General features: G+C 38.1%; 16 protein-coding genes. 15 read left to right on the top strand and 1 reads right to left on the bottom strand.

Features of this window, described 5'->3' with window-relative positions; all coding sequences use genetic code 11:
* Positions 1 to 253: 253 nt before the first annotated feature.
* Positions 254 to 694, top strand: coding sequence for a hypothetical protein (locus tag FBD94_RS15475; RefSeq protein WP_136880841.1), 441 nt, complete (start codon positions 254 to 256; stop codon positions 692 to 694).
* Between the two features lie 76 nt (positions 695 to 770).
* Here the strand turns inward: FBD94_RS15475 and purD are convergent, their stop codons facing one another.
* Complete coding sequence (gene purD, locus FBD94_RS15470; protein WP_136880840.1) at positions 771 to 2042, bottom strand: phosphoribosylamine--glycine ligase; 1272 nt, start codon at positions 2040 to 2042, stop codon at positions 771 to 773.
* Between the two features lie 422 nt (positions 2043 to 2464).
* Between purD and FBD94_RS15465 the strand changes: the two genes are divergently transcribed.
* The 14 genes from FBD94_RS15465 (at position 2465) to FBD94_RS15400 (ending at position 16490) form a co-directional block, all read left to right on the top strand.
* Positions 2465 to 3406 carry a hypothetical protein gene (locus FBD94_RS15465; RefSeq protein WP_136880839.1) on the top strand — a complete coding sequence of 314 codons (942 nt, stop codon included), beginning with the start codon at positions 2465 to 2467 and terminating at the stop codon, positions 3404 to 3406.
* Position 3407: 1 nt separating this feature from the next.
* Entirely contained in the window at positions 3408 to 3914 is a 507-nt protein-coding gene (locus FBD94_RS15460; protein WP_136880838.1) for a hypothetical protein, read from the top strand.
* Positions 3911 to 4519, top strand: a complete 609-nt coding sequence (locus FBD94_RS15455; protein ID WP_136880837.1) for a toxin-antitoxin system YwqK family antitoxin — start codon at positions 3911 to 3913, stop codon at positions 4517 to 4519. Before FBD94_RS15460 ends, FBD94_RS15455 begins: the two co-directional genes overlap by 4 nt.
* 6 nt (positions 4520 to 4525) lie before the next feature.
* Positions 4526 to 5764 carry a hypothetical protein gene (locus tag FBD94_RS15450; RefSeq protein WP_136880836.1) on the top strand — a complete coding sequence of 413 codons (1239 nt, stop codon included), beginning with the start codon at positions 4526 to 4528 and terminating at the stop codon, positions 5762 to 5764.
* Positions 5752 to 6114 carry a PulJ/GspJ family protein gene (locus FBD94_RS15445; protein WP_136880835.1) on the top strand — a complete coding sequence of 121 codons (363 nt, stop codon included), beginning with the start codon at positions 5752 to 5754 and terminating at the stop codon, positions 6112 to 6114. Before FBD94_RS15450 ends, FBD94_RS15445 begins: the two co-directional genes overlap by 13 nt.
* Positions 6101 to 6577, top strand: a complete 477-nt coding sequence (locus FBD94_RS15440) for a prepilin-type N-terminal cleavage/methylation domain-containing protein (RefSeq protein WP_136880834.1) — start codon at positions 6101 to 6103, stop codon at positions 6575 to 6577. Before FBD94_RS15445 ends, FBD94_RS15440 begins: the two co-directional genes overlap by 14 nt.
* 2 nt (positions 6578 to 6579) lie before the next feature.
* On the top strand, positions 6580 to 7719 hold the full coding sequence (locus FBD94_RS15435; protein ID WP_136880833.1) for a type II secretion system F family protein: 1140 nt from the start codon (positions 6580 to 6582) through the stop codon (positions 7717 to 7719).
* A gap of 18 nt (positions 7720 to 7737) precedes the next feature.
* Positions 7738 to 8052: a hypothetical protein gene (locus tag FBD94_RS15430; RefSeq protein WP_136880832.1), complete on the top strand. Its 315-nt coding sequence runs from the start codon at positions 7738 to 7740 to the stop codon at positions 8050 to 8052.
* Between the two features lie 187 nt (positions 8053 to 8239).
* Positions 8240 to 8638 carry a hypothetical protein gene (locus tag FBD94_RS15425; protein WP_136880831.1) on the top strand — a complete coding sequence of 133 codons (399 nt, stop codon included), beginning with the start codon at positions 8240 to 8242 and terminating at the stop codon, positions 8636 to 8638.
* Between the two features lie 24 nt (positions 8639 to 8662).
* Positions 8663 to 9226 carry an OmpH family outer membrane protein gene (locus FBD94_RS15420; RefSeq protein ID WP_136880830.1) on the top strand — a complete coding sequence of 188 codons (564 nt, stop codon included), beginning with the start codon at positions 8663 to 8665 and terminating at the stop codon, positions 9224 to 9226.
* Positions 9226 to 9810 (top strand): hypothetical protein, encoded by a 585-nt coding sequence (locus FBD94_RS15415; protein ID WP_136880829.1) that lies wholly within the window; start codon positions 9226 to 9228, stop codon positions 9808 to 9810. Before FBD94_RS15420 ends, FBD94_RS15415 begins: the two co-directional genes overlap by 1 nt.
* Before the next feature lie 12 nt (positions 9811 to 9822).
* The gene (locus tag FBD94_RS15410; RefSeq protein WP_136880828.1) at positions 9823 to 15654 is read left to right on the top strand and encodes a DUF5977 domain-containing protein; all 5832 of its coding nucleotides are present in this window, start codon (positions 9823 to 9825) and stop codon (positions 15652 to 15654) included.
* Between the two features lie 40 nt (positions 15655 to 15694).
* Positions 15695 to 16102 (top strand): hypothetical protein, encoded by a 408-nt coding sequence (locus FBD94_RS15405; RefSeq protein ID WP_136880827.1) that lies wholly within the window; start codon positions 15695 to 15697, stop codon positions 16100 to 16102.
* Between the two features lie 10 nt (positions 16103 to 16112).
* Positions 16113 to 16490, top strand: a complete 378-nt coding sequence (locus FBD94_RS15400) for a hypothetical protein (protein WP_136880826.1) — start codon at positions 16113 to 16115, stop codon at positions 16488 to 16490.
* Positions 16491 to 16495 lie beyond the last annotated feature (5 nt).

Here is a 16495-nt window from a genome sequence, read left to right as displayed (position 1 = left end):
GGACTCACAAAAAGAGGTGCTTCCTATAAAATAGTAAAAGGGTGAATAGGTCGGGTTAACCGGTTTATTCGCCCTTTTTAGTTAGGTTTTTTTGCCTATGGGGGACATGCTGTTTTCAGGCTATGCGTTTGTGAGGGCAAAATTGGGTTTTCCGAGGAGACCTATGAAGATTTTCCTTCTTCAGGGAAAAGATTCCAGACTGCGAGGAGAATCCCTATTTTATTTTTAAATTGCGCAATAGAATTACATGATCATGAAAAGATATATTTTAGCTGTGATGCTGTTGTTAGGTTTTAACACCTTTACTAATGCACAGCAGAAGATGCCTACAGCGCAGGAAATGACTGTTAAAAGTGTTGATGAGTTAGAAAAAAGATTGAAGCTGACATCAACACAGAAAAGTGTGATTTACAATTATGTGTTTGATATGTCGAAGCAGCAACTGGATTTGATTAAAAGGCAGCAGGCGGGAACATCAAAAGAAGATGATGTAACGAAGTTTTATAAACTTCAGAACGATACCAATGATAACATCAGAACGATTTTAAAAGGAGATCAGTTACCTGAGTTTGAAAAAGTGCTGGAAGATCGTTTAAATGGTGGCACTAAGAAAAAGAAGAAAAAAGGTAAAGGAAAAGAGGAAGAAGAAGTGGTTACGGGGATTTCCGGACTTAAATTGCAACCACAACCTTAATCGGATTTATTTATAAATGTAAAGGGCGTATCATTTTGTGTGATACGCCCTTTTGCGTGGTTAATGATTTAAAGCGTTATACTAAATCAAATCCAATATCTTCTCTGAAGTACTTGCCATCGAAGTAAATGCGTGCTGCATCAGCTGTCGCTGATTGAAGGGCTTCGAATTGACTGTCTTGCAAGCTTGAGACTGCCAAGACACGTCCGCCATTGGTTTTTACTACGCCGCCTTCAAGGTTTGTCCCTGCATGGAATACCAGGGATTGACGTACGTTTTCAATTCCAGTGATGGCTTTGCCTTTTTCGTATTCGCCTGGATAGCCACCAGCTACAATCATAACCGTTGCGGCATTTTTAGGGCTGATATTTAGTTTATAATCTTTTAGTTTTTTATTAGCCGTTGCCATGAATAGTTCCACAAGGTCGTTTTCTATCCTTAGCATTACGCTTTCCGTTTCCGGATCGCCCATGCGGCAATTGTATTCGATAATCATTGGCTTGTCGCCAACTTTAAATAAACCGAAGAAAATAAAGCCAGTATAGTCTATTTTGTCTTTCTTTAGTCCGTTAATAGTTGGTTTGATGATGCTTTCTTCTACTGCATCCATGAACTTTTTGTCGGCAAAAGGTACTGGTGAAACAGAACCCATACCACCGGTATTTAAGCCGGTATCGGCCTGACCAATTTTTTTGTAATCCTTTGCCTCAGGTAATATTACGTAATTGTCACCGTCTGTAAGTACAAATACCGAAAGCTCGATACCTGTCAGGTATTCTTCAATTACAACTAGTGATCCGGCAGTACCAAATTTGCCACCTAGCATCAGTTGCAATTCTTCTTTAGCTTCTGCGATGGTCTGGCAAATTACTACACCTTTACCTGCTGCAAGACCGTCGGCTTTCAATACAACCGGTAAGCTGTGGTTTTCCAGGTAGGCTAAGCCCTGTTGTAAGGTTTCATTGGTAAATGATTCAGAACCTGGTGTAGGAATGTTATGGCGTGCCATGAATTGCTTAGAGAAATCTTTACTTCCTTCCAGGATGGCACCTTCTTTTTTCGGTCCGATTACGGGGATTTTGGCAAGGATATCGTCATTTACAAAAAAATCATGAATACCATTTACTAATGGTTCTTCTGGACCAACTACAACCAGTTGGATATTTTCTTTAAGTACAAGGGCTTTTACCGCTTCGAAGTTGTTGGGGTTGATGTTTACGTTTTTACCGTAAGCATTTGTACCGCCGTTACCTGGTGCGATAAATAATTGTGCGCATTGCGAAGACTGGCTGATTTTCCATGCAAGGGCACTTTCTCTGCCTCCGGAACCTAATAGTAAGATATTCATCTATGTCTGATTTGTTGTTTTTTATTGTAGGAGCTGCGTTTATTGTTCAGCAAATATACCGCTTTAGCTAAATTATCACAGCTTAAATTTGTCTTTGTCAGGCATTGCTATGAGTGGGGGATAAGTTGGGAATGAATAGAGGATAAGTAGGGGGTTGCTTTACCCTTGCGTTACCCTTCCTTTAGGGTTGCCTTACCCTTGGTTTACCCCTAGGGTATAGCAACCCTAACCCAACCCTAAAGCAAGGGTAAAGCAACCCGCTACTTATTCCCAACTTAAGCCGTAGTCATCCCCTACCCATACTAATGGCTGACGGATGTTCTATACTGAGATGATTATTTTTTACTTATCTCAGTATTTTTATAAACCATTTGTTTTTTTGAAAACGGTTTTCCTATATTTAGGGTAATTAATCTCTAATTATGAAAGCGCTCTTCACCTTCACTATAGCTTTGGCTATTCTGCTAACAGGCTGCAAGGAATTTATAGAACCTTCTATTGAAAAAAGAAATGTGGTATTGTTGGCTCCTACAAATGGGGCGGAAAGTAGTCGGTATAGCCAAACCTTTTGGTGGGAGCCCGTTGAGGATGCTTTAAAATATCGACTGCAGGTCGTAAGCCCTAATTTCGATCAGACTTTGACGCTCATATTGGACACACTCTTAGAGACCAATAGGTTCAATTATACACTAGATCCAGGAAATTACGAGTGGCGGGTAAGGGGCGAGAATGGAAGCAGTCAGACACCCTATTTTAGATCTTCTTTTTTTATCTATGCAAGTTCCATAAAAGAACAGCAGGTGCAGCTGCAATTGCCAGGGAACAATACGCTGAGCAATCAAGCTGCGCATACTTTTACCTGGCTTAAGTTGTTTGGCGCTGATAAGTATACGCTGCAAATAGACACCAATAATTTTATCGATGAAAGTAAGCTGTTTCTGGATAAAACGCTTCCAGGGCAGGAATTTGCAGTAACCTTTGAACGGGATAAGCTTTATAAATGGCGGGTAAAAGCTAAAAATGATACGGCTGAATCCAAGTGGTCGGTCATTCAAAATATTACCTACGACAAAACTCCACCCACAATCGTGCTTTTAAATGCTCCGGCAAATAATGAATCGGTAGCAAAGCCTGTTAATCTAAGGTGGAATACAACGGCGACTGCTACAAAGTATCAATTGTATGCTTATAAAAGCGAAGGTAGAGTGCTTTATAGCAGCAAATTTCCGATGACCTTAACTGCAACTAATTACAGCTTTACTGAAGGTGTAAGCGGCGAGAAGGTTTACTGGGAAGTGCGGGCAATAGATGAGGCTGGAAACACTGGAGCGTATAGCGAGTTAAGAAGCTTTGTAATTCAGTAATATGCAAGCTGCTAAAAATAAAAAGCTCACCTGGTTTCTGATCTGTGCGGTAGCTGTGGTATGGGGTGTAATTTTGTATCGGCTCTTTTTTAACAATACGGAAGAGGATTACGTATTGAAAAGTCCTTCAGTTGCAGCTAAGCATGAACCTTATGATCAGTATGTTTTAAAGGAAGATACTTTTAAGCTTGTCTTAAACTATAAAGATCCTTTTTTGGCTGGAATAGCCCCTGTATTGGCAGAGTCAAAAATTGCCGAGCCTACATTGAAACCAGTAAATTTTGCTCCAGCACTGCCTCCAAAGCCAACTGTAGATTGGAGTATCATTAAATATTCTGGTTATATCATTAATCCGGTAACTAAGAAAATGGTAGCTATAGTTCTGGTTAATGGTAAAGAACGAATGCTGGCGGAAGGAGAGCATTTTGAAGGCCTTCAATTGCTTAAGAATAAAAAAGATTCGGTACTAGTGAGCTGGAAAGATAAACAGAAATACATAAAACAATGATTAGACAATACATAAGAATTTTTTTGCTTTCGCTCTTTTTCGTCGGATCAGTTGGTGTAGCTGTGGGACAGAAGTATGAAAAGGATTATTTGACGCACAAAATAATCGTGAATGAGGAGGATAGGACAATTGTGGCTTATGTGAAGCCCGTAAAACAGATTTCTTTGGATACCGATAAACGTTATTATTGGTTCTCTAATGACCGAATTAAGAGTACACAAGGTGGTTTTAGTGGTAAATTGCTGAATGGCCGTTATGAGGAGTTTTATGCCGATAAAAATTTAAAAGAAAAGGGGAGTCTGGATAAAGGGCTAAAAAGTGGCGTGTGGAAGCGTTGGGATGAGAAAGGGAAGTTAAAGGATGATTATACCTGGAATCTGGGACGTATGGATGGTATTTACCACAAGTATGATTCTGTAGGAAAGGTATTGGAAACGGGGAAGTATAAAAACGATCTACTGAATGGGAAACAATATACTTATGCTGGGACTGGGGTAAAAGAACTGCGGTACAAAGATGGGAAAGTAGTAGTACGGAAGAAATTGCGTATACCACGTTTTATGGGTAAACTATTTGATAAAAAGAAAAAGCCTAAAGCAGCATAGCTGGTCATGATTAAAGCAGGAGCGCTCTATATTGTTGTTATTGTGTCGTTGCTTATTGCAATGATCTCGGCGTCGCTATTAACCATCGCTTTTTATTACAGGCAAGAGGTACAGAAAAAGACGAGATTCGATAAGCTGCTGGTTAATCTGGAATCGGGTACTGCTGTTTTGCTTTCTGAAGGATTTAATTATTATGATGAAGCAAAATCTGTTGACCTATTTGAAGACCAAAAGGATAGTCTTGTTCTAAAGAAAGAGCTTTGGGGTGTTTATGAGTTAAATACAGTCAAAGCGTTTGAGGCGAAGGATACGTTGAAGCGTGCCTTTTTTTCGGGGGATGCCTTCACAGACCCGAATGCCATTTATCTGGCAGACGAAGACCGACCGCTATCGGTTAGTGGTAACACTCAAATAACGGGCGATGGACAATTGCCTAAATCCGGGCTTAAGCAAGCTTATGTAGAGGGCAAGCCTTACGCTGGAAAAGAGTTGATTTATGGAGCTATTAAAAATAGCGATCGGGGCTTACCGGTGTTGAATGACAAATTAATTCAGGAGATTGAAGCCAATTTAAAGACTGTGGAGGGCCTGCCCTTTTTTGTTAAAGATTCAATTTCGTGCTCTTTTTTTAACGCTACTGATATCTATAAATTAGCTGCTACTCAAATGAATCTTGGGAGCCGGAAGCTTAACGGAAAAATTATACTGGTTTCGGATACTACAGTTAACATCGATGCCGATACCCGATTGGATCATGTACAGATCTATGCCCCAGCTATAATTGTTGCCGGGGGCTTTAAAGGTAGTTGTCAGTTGTTTGCCCGGGACTCCATTATTATCGGTAAGAATTGTGTGTTTGATTACCCTTCATTTGCGGGGATATTTAAGCCTGAGGAAAGTAAGATCCAGGCGAAGCTTAGCTTAGGAGAGGGCGGACGATTTTCGGGTGTTTTATTCAGTTATGAAAAAACGAGAAGCCCTTTACAAACGATTATTTCATTGGCCAAAAATTGCAAAGTAAATGGAGAGGTATATGCTACAGCGTATGTAAAAATGGAGAAAACGACTGCAGTTTATGGGAAAACCAGTGCCAAACGCTTTATCATGCAAACACCTACTACGCTTTACGAAAATTACCTAATAGACATTACGTTGAATCGTAAAATGTTGAGCAAATATTATCTCAGCTCGTCCATATTTAAAAGAGATCACCGCGAGCAAAGAATTTTAAGATGGCTAAACTGAAAGGAAAAATAAAGGCCTCTACGCTGTTGGAGGTGATTGTAGCGATGGTCGTGATCCTGATTGTATTTGTGCTGGCTACAGGTATTTATGCCAATGTGATGCGGTCTTCGCCTTCAGTAAAGCAACAACGTGTAAAGGCTATTCTTTCTGGATGGATAGCCGAAAGCATTGCTGCAGGCAATTGGAAAGATGAAGTGATTGCGATAGATAGCATGGCTTTCCAAAAAACGGTTACACCTTATCAGACTTATCCTGATTTGAGGTTAGTGAAGGTCGTTGCGATTGAACAAGGTAAGGAAATAGGAGTGCTGAAACGTGTTGTTAAAGTTGGAAAAGATGAGCCTGAATAAGAAGGTTCCTGCTTTTACACTGATGGAAGTGACTATCGCCATGCTGATCGCGGGGATTGCTATTGCGATTACATTTACCGCTTACCGCATTGTAAGTGGCTCTTATATCGGTTTTTCGAAGAAACAGGATGACCTGGCTGGGTTTGTATTGGTAGATAAATTGTTAAAACAGGATTTTTTAGGCGCCAGGCACATTGTAAAATCTTCGGATGGACTGGCTATGGAAATGGAGGGCGGATTGATTAGTTATCGTATTGATTCTGGTTTTGTGCTGCGTGACCAGTTTTCCATAAGGACGGATACTTTTAAGTTACAGCTGAACAGTCCCACTTTTTTGTTTGAAAGTAATGTTGCGGAAGAAGGACAGCCTATTGATCAGTTTAGTTTTGAAACGGTGGTGCAGGGGCAGTTGATTCCCCTTCATTACCAAAAAATATATAGTGCTCAGGATTTATTTAAATAATTATGCCTTCAATAGATATCTCACGTTATCAGAAAAAAAAACAGCCAGTTCAGAAAAGCGGGGATGGCGATTTGTTTGCCTTTCTGAACAAGGACATTAGTTTTGGTAGCAAACAAGTCTCGGATAAAAAGAAGGAAGGCTTGTATGTAGAGCTGAGCACTTTGCTTTTATCGGGTATCGATTTACGGACTTCTTTGGAGTTGATCTTGGTGGATCAGGAAAACGCTAAAGACAAGATTTTGTTTGAAGGCATTAGGCAAAGGATATTGTCTGGCGCTGCTTTGTCGGAAGCTTTAAAGGAAACGGAGCGGTTTAGCGATTATGAATATTATAGCATCAGGATAGGGGAAGAGACGGGTAAGCTGGGTGATGTATTGACTGATTTGGCTAAGTATTACAAGAGTAAGATACAGCAGCGAAGGAAGATTGTGAGTGCGGTTACTTATCCTGCCATTGTGTTGCTGTCGTCTCTTGGGGCGGTATTTTTTATGATCAAGTTTGTGGTGCCCATGTTTGCCGATGTGTTTTTACGCTTTGGGGGTAAGTTGCCCTGGATTACCGCTTTGATTATTAGTTTTTCGGGTTGGTTTGACCGGTATTTTATATTTCTGGTGTTGTTTGTTCTGGTGTTGGTAGTCATTTATTTATTTAAACGTAAAGCCGATTGGTTTAGGAGCTTTTCGTCGAGTTTGTTGTTGAAGGTGCCAGTTGTGGGCGATTTGGTGAAGAAAATTTACTTGGCACGTTTTGCCAACACCATGCGCTTGCTGGTGAGTACAGATACGCCTTTATTGCGGTCTATTGCCCTGGTAAGGCAGATGATCGATTACTACCCGATTGAAACTTCATTATTGAAAGTTGAGCAGGATATTTTGCAAGGGGAATCTTTGCATAAAAGCCTGTCCGCTTTTCCTTTTTATCCTCCCAAAATGATCCAACTGATTAAGGTTGGTGAGGAGGTAAACCGGATGGATTATTTCTTTGAAAAAATAGCAGCACAGTACACGGAGGAAGTGGAATATCGTACTAATACGATTAGTAGTTTATTGGAGCCACTGATCATTATTTTTTTAGGATTAGTAGTCGGAGTGATTTTGATTGCCATGTATCTGCCAATGTTCCAAATGAGTAATAGTTTTTAACGCTTATATAGTAATGTTATGAAAGTAGATTTAACGCTCTTAAAAAGAATTCATGAATGCATTTTAAAAGAGACAACTGGTTCTCCAGATTTTATGGCCGAAAAATTGGGTATTTCTAAGCGGTTTCTGCATGTTATTTTGGATTACCTCAAATCAGAGTTCGATGCTCCAATAGCCTACTCTAGGCTTCGGGAAACTTACTATTACACCGAAGAGTGGGAGTTCTATATTGGAGATCTGAAACGGATTAAATCAGAATTGATAAAAGGTGTTTTGGAGACTATTCACAACACTGTAAGGATTGCGATAGTGATTGGGGTAATGGTTTTTTAAGAGCTGGATTTTCAGTTTTGTGCACTGAAGGAATTTAGCTTTTTTCTTCTCATTTATATTTATTGCATTTCTGAGTTAATTTGCTTGTTTTTTATTTTTTACTTTTTTTTAATTTATTTTTTTAGTGCATAGCGACTGCACTGGGTTTTGTTAGTATTGATATGATTTGAAATATCTAATAATTAACATGACCATGAAATCCACTTTATTTTGTTTTAAGACTTTTTCAGTTACATCCATATTCTTTCTTTTTGTGTTTGTCAATACCACATCTGTTAAGGCTCAAGTACTGAAGTCTATGGGAGGATCTGAGAGCTTTCAAATTAAAAGAGTGGAGTATTTCAGTCAACAGATGGGGGTGTCCATAGAAGAGGCAAAAAAAGTTATTGCATTAATGGATAGATCGACAGAAGGTTTAAATCAAATTTACAATGATTCTACTTTATCTCAGCCTGAGAAAATAAAAAGGTTGTCTGTGATTAGAAAAGATACTGATTCCAAAATAAAGGTTTTTGTTCCAGATTTTGAATCAAGGCTGAAAAAAGCCACTAAGGCCAATAGTCGTAATTTTAAGAAACAAAAATAATTAGTTAAGCTATAACATCATCTCATGAATTTATTACAAAACACCAAATTTTTTAAGGCTATCCTTTTTCTCTTATTACTGTGTTCGGTTGGAGTCTGTTTCTTATTGTATCAACATCTATTTAAAAATGATAAAGTTGCTTATGTGGATTCTGCTAAAATATTTAGTGAGTATAAAGGATCTGAAAAGGCCAGGAAAGCCTATGAAGTGAAGGCTAATCAATGGAAGGCTAATATTGATACATTAACATTTGAGGTTCAAGGGTTGATGAAGAAATACGAGAAGGAATTATCGGGGATGTCTAAAAAAGAACAGGAACTTTCAAGACAAATAATTGGGAATAAGAGAAAACAGCTCTCAGATTATCAAAGAGCTATAAGAGAAAATGATGGTCGTGAACAGGCAAAGGTAAATCAAGAGATAGTTTCTCAGATAAATGCAGTTTTAGAAGATTATGGTAAAAAGAACAGTTATAAGCTTATTCTTATTGCCAATCAAGTGGGGACTATTGCTTATGCCCGTGAAGGACTTGATATTACCAATGATGTTTTGGAAAAACTTAATAAAGAATATTTAAAGAATAAGTAATGAATATTTCCGGACATATAGCTATGACTGTAATTGTTTCTTTGTTATTAGGCTGTCAACCAAAAATAAATGACAGAGTTGCGCTTAATAAGTTTATCAATTCGGAAAAAAATGGACTTACAGAAAAGAAAAGCATACATGAAATAGATGTTACACTAAAATATTTACCGTGGCAACTGATCGCTTTAAGATACAAAACAAAAGAAGATGTGGTAATTAATAAGCTAAAGAAGAATTATTTTTTTCTAATGAGTTTTTCAAAAGAGGGTAAAGAATTATTAAAGCAATTGGACTTTAATACTTACAGTGACTTAGTTCAAGTGTTATCATTTAGAATGCAGGGCAAGGTGAATGCATGGTCTGGAAGTAACATAGTTCAAGCAGGAGACTGTTCATTTCAGCAAACGTTCGGACTATCTGGTGCAAATGAATTATTAGTTGTGTTTGAGGCCGATAAGATTAGAAGCAAAACGGATCTTAAAATAGTAGTAGAGGAATTTGGATTGAAGCTGGGAAGGCTGGAGTTCGATTTTAATGTGAATAATATAAATAGTTTATATAACCTGGATTATAGGAACCTTTAGTGAATTGCAAAAATGACTAGAACATTTAGGAGACAAGTAAAAAAGACAGTATGCTTAATATTGGTATTTAGTATACTGAATCAACTGGCGACGCCTATAGTTGCTTACGCTTTAACCTCAGGGCCAACGGCTCCTGAAGCTAGTAGTTTTGAGCCGGTCGATACGACTGATATGGTCAATCTATTGACAGGTGATTTAGCTTACAGCCTTCCTTTATTAGAGGTGCCCGGTCCTGAGGGGGGGTATCCTCTTTCTTTATCCAATCATGCTGGTATTCAGCCAAATGAGGATGCGAGCTGGGTTGGCCTAGGATGGACTTTAAATCCTGGTGCAATTAATAGAAATGTCAGTGGGTATCCAGATGATTGGATGGCCTCGAGTGCAAGTAAAAGGGATTATTGGGAGGGTGGAATAACAGTGACTCGAAGTTTTGGTGTCACAGTACCTATTATTGGTAATGTTGTAAGTGCTTCTTTTGGCCTTTCTTTTTCCAATGATACTTATAAAGGTAATGGTGTTGGCTGGAATTTAGGAGTGGGGGTTAGTTTGGGTAAAAACTCTCCATTGTCATTGAATGCAACTGTTGGAGTAACCGCTTATGGGCAACAACCATATGTTGGTATAGGATTGGGAGTAAAAGTGCCAATTGGTAATAGTAGTAGTAATTTAAGTTTAAATTATGGTGCAAATTATTCGACAAATTTTCATACTGGTGGTTTTGGGGTATCTGCTTCAGTTTCTTATGGCAAAGGGATGACCAGTCAAAGTTTGGTAGGGGTGAGTGGTTCACTTTCATCATCAAGTAATCCTAGTATATCAGTTGGAGGGTATTCATCGACATTGGAGAATAGTGGTTCTGGCGGTGTTCGTACATCCACACGGAGTACTTCAGTTGATTTGGGCATTGTTAGCTGGGGTAAGGAGAAAACCAGGTATTGGTCTGATGAAACGCAAAGCTCACATATTACAGGTAGCCTTCATCCGAATTACTATTATTACACCGAAATACCAGATAGCGAGGCTTATGATAGTTATTCACTTCAAGAAGAAGGTACAAATGTAATTGATAATCCGGATCCTGCTAAACTTCAGGGTGGAGCATATCCGGCATATGATTCCTATCAAGTTACTGCTCAGGGGCTGGGAGGCTCAATGCGACCATTTAGATTTAACGGAGAAGCACACTCCCAAAACAAGATTGAGCGTATAGATAATAATACACTTGTGCGTGCTGTTGGATACATTAGCAACAGTACGGCAACAGGACCACCTGAATTCCGATTTGAAGGAGATTTTTCGAATAATTATTTGCAGGATTATCCGGATTATTGGACTCTTGACGCAGGAATTATTTTTTCCAGCCCTCCTAATAGCGGTCCGCAGTATGAAGATTCTGAGTGGGAGTCAGGAGTATCAGGCAATAAAGTGGCAGGTTCCAGAAGTATCAATTATTATACTACCAAATGGGATGGGACTGTTTGGGATCACGATCAACCAAAATCATTTATAACTCCTGTTGTGCATGGACTAGATAGAATCGCACATACATCGCAAGCAACTTTCTCTACACATATAGCAGGTTTTTCCATTACAAACGAAAGTGGAGTTACTTATCACTATAATCTCCCCGCCTATACTTATGATGAAGAAATTTATCAACAAAAGATTAAAACTGATAAGGGGTTGTATTTTAGTCGGCAAAAAAAGAATGAAGGGTATGCCTATACCTGGTATTTGACGGCGGTTACAGGACCTGATTATGTGGATCGAGGGACAATAGGAAAAATCGATTCACAGGATTATGGATATTATGTAAGTTTTGAATATGGAAAATGGTCTGATAAGTACTCTTGGAGAAATCCATCCGAGGGGTCTCATACAGACGACGATGCAAATTTTAATATGGTGTCAATGGGTAAGAAAGAGATTTATTACCTTAATGCTATTAGGACTAGAAGTCATGCTGCGATCTTTGAAAAAGACCTCAGGATTGATGGGAAAAGTGCTTCGCCAGAAATTTTTGAAAAGAATTGGTCTAGTAATAATAGTGCAGAGACTGACTATAGAAATGGAGGTGTTTTTAGTACTAATTCCAGTCAAAGTTTAAGGTTAGATAAAATATATTTGTTGAATTCGTCAGATGCAGATTTAGTTTATCCTTCCGCAGGTGGAAATGGAAATTATATACCCTCAGGAAGGTCTGTTTCATGTTCAAATTGTGAGTTGCCTAATAACATTATCGATAAAAATGATGTGGATGTAATAGGTAGGGGAGTCTTAGAATCTAAATCCATTCGGATTATTGATTTTAATTATGATTATCACTTAACTAAGGGGACTGTAAATAGTTTTGATATAAACAATGCAGCTTCAAAAAGTGGAAAATTAAGTCTTAATTCAATAGCATATAGAGGTAAAGGAGGAGCGTCATTGTTGCCCCCAATTAAGTTTAGTTATGATTTAGACGAAACCTCTGCAAATAAATCTTCCGGGTCATTAAATTACCCTTACTATAGCACTGCAAATGGTAATTATAATATTGGAGATCTTCTTGAAACAGCAGATTTTGGGACGCAGGTTTTTTGTGGTGTAATTGTTTCCAAATCAACATCTGGATCCGGATATATTTATACACTTAGAAATGGTAATAATACGGGGAATGCAAATCGATCCGTTCAAAAGACTAAAAATCCACCATACAATAAGGATTTTTATGATTCCTGGGGTATGTATAAGGCAGACTATATTGCTTCAAATAATGAAAATTTATCGAGAAGAACGACTCATATTTCAAACAATGCTACAGACGTCTGGTCGTTAAAGAAAGTAAGTACCGTTCTTGGTGCGGAGGTTAATATAAATCTCGAAGGAGATACTTATAGTAGGTCTGTATTAAATAAAAACAGGTCCTTCGTAATAAGCAATTTTACCAAGCAAGGCTCAAATAATTATTATTTTGATGTAAATAGCCTGGGGCAGGATTTGGCTAGTATTTTTAAGATCAATGATAAGTTGGATTTTATATTGCTTAAGGAAGTCAAGTCACTTAATGGTTTTCCTACTTATGTTAAGAGTAATTTCTTACCTATTAGTAGTGATTCTTATCCTGATGGCCCAATAATTACATCCATATCTAATAATCGTATATTTTTTAGAGTTAGTCAGCAAATGAACACGGATATCTTGAGCTCTGGAGGTTTTCCGTCCGTTATAAGAACCGGGAATTTACAGTCTAGTGGTGATTCTCGATATTATGGAGGAGGAGTAAGAGTTAAAAATATTACTATTGATAATCTTTCCGGTATAAAAAATATAAACAATTATAATTATCAATATATTAATGATCCTGTAGGGCTACAACGCTCTTCGGGTGTCACCTCGTATGAACCGATTACCCTTGAAGTAGATGAAGCTGAAAATATTATAGTACCATCATTGGCTGTCCCTAATGCCGAATCAAATTTGAAGGACTATCGAAGGCTATTGTATAGAGACATGAATCATTTGCTTTCTATATCAAGAGAGGTTCCTAGTCCGGGTGTGATGTATGAATATGTGACAACTGAAAATTCGGTAATAAACGCGGAGGATAATATTGAACGAGTCGGGGATGGGAAAACTACATTTCAATTTGAAGTTTTTCGTGATAATATGGTTGGAAGACAAAATGTTTCTCCTCCAAGATCTGCGCCTCGCTCCTCAACTGAATCATATTTTACAAAGAATATTGTAATGAAAAAATTCTTGAGTAATATCGGTGCATTGAAGAGATCTGTAGTTTATGATAAAACTGGCAACAAACTGAAGGAGATTGTTAATCATTATCTGCATGATGGATTAGAGTTGTTACCATTCTCTGATTTTATGACTCAGTATGAGCAGCGTTTGGGTGAGTACCAAAAACAAGGTCTAATAAAGGAAAGGTATTCTGAAGTTAAGTCTGTATGGACGGGTAGTAATAATGATCACCATATCAAAGCTACTTTATCAGCGAGGGAAACTTATCCTGCAATTCCTATCGGACAAACTATTTTTGATTATGTAGCTGGAACAACAACCTCCCAGAACAATTTAGCCTTTGATTTTTATAGTGGAGCGGTAACAAAATCTGTTAGTACTGATTCTTACGGAAATCGGATGATGTCAGAAATGATTCCTGCATACAAAAAACATAGAGAATTGGGACCTAAGTTATATACTGGTTATAGTAAAAATATGCTTAGCCAGGAAGCTGCAAGGTATATTTATAAGGTTGATGCAGGTAATAACAAAGTTGGATTGGTGTCAGCTAGTGTGGGACTTTGGAGTAATAGTGTACCGGTGTTAGATGCTGATGGGAACCAGATTGTTCAAAATGATTTAGCAAATGGTAAAGTTTGGAGGAGAAGTGCAAGTTATATATGGAGCCCATCTGGAGAGAGTCAGAATGGTATTACAGCATTAGGGAATTTTATTGACTTTGATTGGGATAATTTGAACTCGCAGAATTCATCGTGGAAGAAGTCTTTTGACGTAACCCTTTATGATGTATATTCCAAAGCACTTGAAGCAAGGGATGTTAATAATCAATATGCTGCAACAAGAATGGGATATAACAATAGTAAAGCTATTGTTTCTGCTAGCTTGGCTCGGTATGATGAGATAGCTTATGCAGGAGCCGAAGATCCTCTGCTAAGCAATGGGAAATTTAGTTGTAATATTTCTACGGGGGCTGGAGTAGTAGTTAGTTCCGTGGCGCATTCAGGGAATAAAAGCTTGTCCTTATCTCCTGGGAATCAGGGTTTTTCTTACCAGGTTTCCCGTTCAAAATTGGATCCAATATCTAAGGATTATCAGGTTTCAGTATGGGTTAAAGGTAGTGATGTTTCCAACGCGCGGATTTTTTATCAAATTGATGGGGCATCTCCGGTCTTTAATAATCCTGTTTTTAACAAGTCGGCAGCGGGGTGGTATTTAATCGAAATGCGTATACCGGCTTCCGCTATTGCTGCTTCTAATAGTAATCTAACAGTGGGATGTAAAAATATAGATGGATCGGAGAACTTGTATTTCGATGATATACGTTTTCAACCTTTAAATTCAGTTGTTCAATCCTATGTTTACGATACTTTCTCTGGTGAGCTTACCTATGTTTTGGATAATAATAATATCTATACAAAATATGAGTACGATTTGATGGGACGATTAGTGAAAACTTATAGAGAAGTTTTAGGTAAAGAAACAATACCGTTGAGACATGAAACTGTTTATAACTATGGTACTATGTTTAAAGGGAATGCTGAGGTTAGTGCAGACTTTAGGAAGGAATGCGGACCAGGCTACATGGGGAGCGTTGTAAAATATATAGTTCCGGCCGGTAGGTACTCATCTTCTACACAGGCTGGTGCAGATGCGATTGCATGGGCTGACGTGAATGCCAATGGTCAAAATTATGCAAATACGGGGGCGGGAGTTTGTACCCAGGAGATTTACGTCCGTGCCGAAGTTTTAAATGGTTATACATCGACGTATGAGCTTGATGGTTGGAATGTTACTGAAACCTGGAAAGAAGCGTATATACGTTTTTATCAGGATTATGAATGTACAATTCCTGCCGTGCTTTCGGCAGATATGGATTTCTCAACGATGATAACTGATATATACTCTGGGGATTATAATCAAGTTGTTTATTATGATGGCCCATACCAAGGTTATCAAGGGTCCTCAGAGATTTCAATAGGACAGCTTTTAACAAACTCTTATTCCACCAATTCTTCAGGCACATTAAATACCTATGATAGATTTTTTGAGGTGACTTCTTTGACGAGCAGTCGTTATTATGCTTTGCCGACCTTACAATATTAATATGATAAGAAGATTGATTTTTATAACTGCTATATGCAGCATGTCACCAACAATAACCTTTGGGCAAACCAAGGAGGTGAGTGATGAACGTATGTCTCAAATTGGGAAAACATTATCTGTTTCACCTGAAAAGTCGAAAGCAATTATTGAGGCATTAGACTATAAAAAGGAACTAATTATGCAGACTTTAAAGGATAACAAATTAAAGCCGATAGATAAGCGTAAAATGCTGGAGGTGATTATTAAGGAACGACAACAAAAATTAAATAAATTATTGACACCTGAACAAGTCAGTAAGCTGCAATCAGACGCCTCCCCCAATACTAAAAAGTACTACGAAGATATACAAATAAAGCAATCAAGGTTCTTTGAAGATGCAAAGACGAAAACTCGTGGAGGCAAGCTTAAGCGAGTTGTTAAACGTAACGATTCTTATACCAGGTCATAAAATTAATCATATGAAGAAGCTACAAATATATTTTTTGTTCTTGTTATTAACAGGAATAGCCTTTAATAGTTATGGACAACAAGGAGGCGAAAAAAAAGAATCAGTAGATGTCCAAAGACAAAAGCAACAACGAAATTATTACCGTAAGACTTTACAGTTGGATTCTCTAAAGGCGCAACAAGTAGCCGAGATCCAAGATAGTTATAAAGCTGCACTAAAGTTAGTCGTGTCGGATACCGGATTGAATATTGTAGCAAAACGTGCTAGGATTAGTACGCTTATTGATAGTAAGAATCTCAAGTTACAAAAGGTGCTTAGTCCCGAGCAGCTGGATAAGGTGATTCCGACTACGGAGAGGGAAAACCTGAAGAAGGTAAGTAAACCATAAGCATT

It is taken from the genome of Pedobacter hiemivivus (genome assembly GCF_005144565.1).
GTDB classification, from domain to species: domain Bacteria; phylum Bacteroidota; class Bacteroidia; order Sphingobacteriales; family Sphingobacteriaceae; genus Pedobacter; species Pedobacter hiemivivus.
This window is presented reverse-complemented; position numbering and strand designations above follow the sequence as displayed.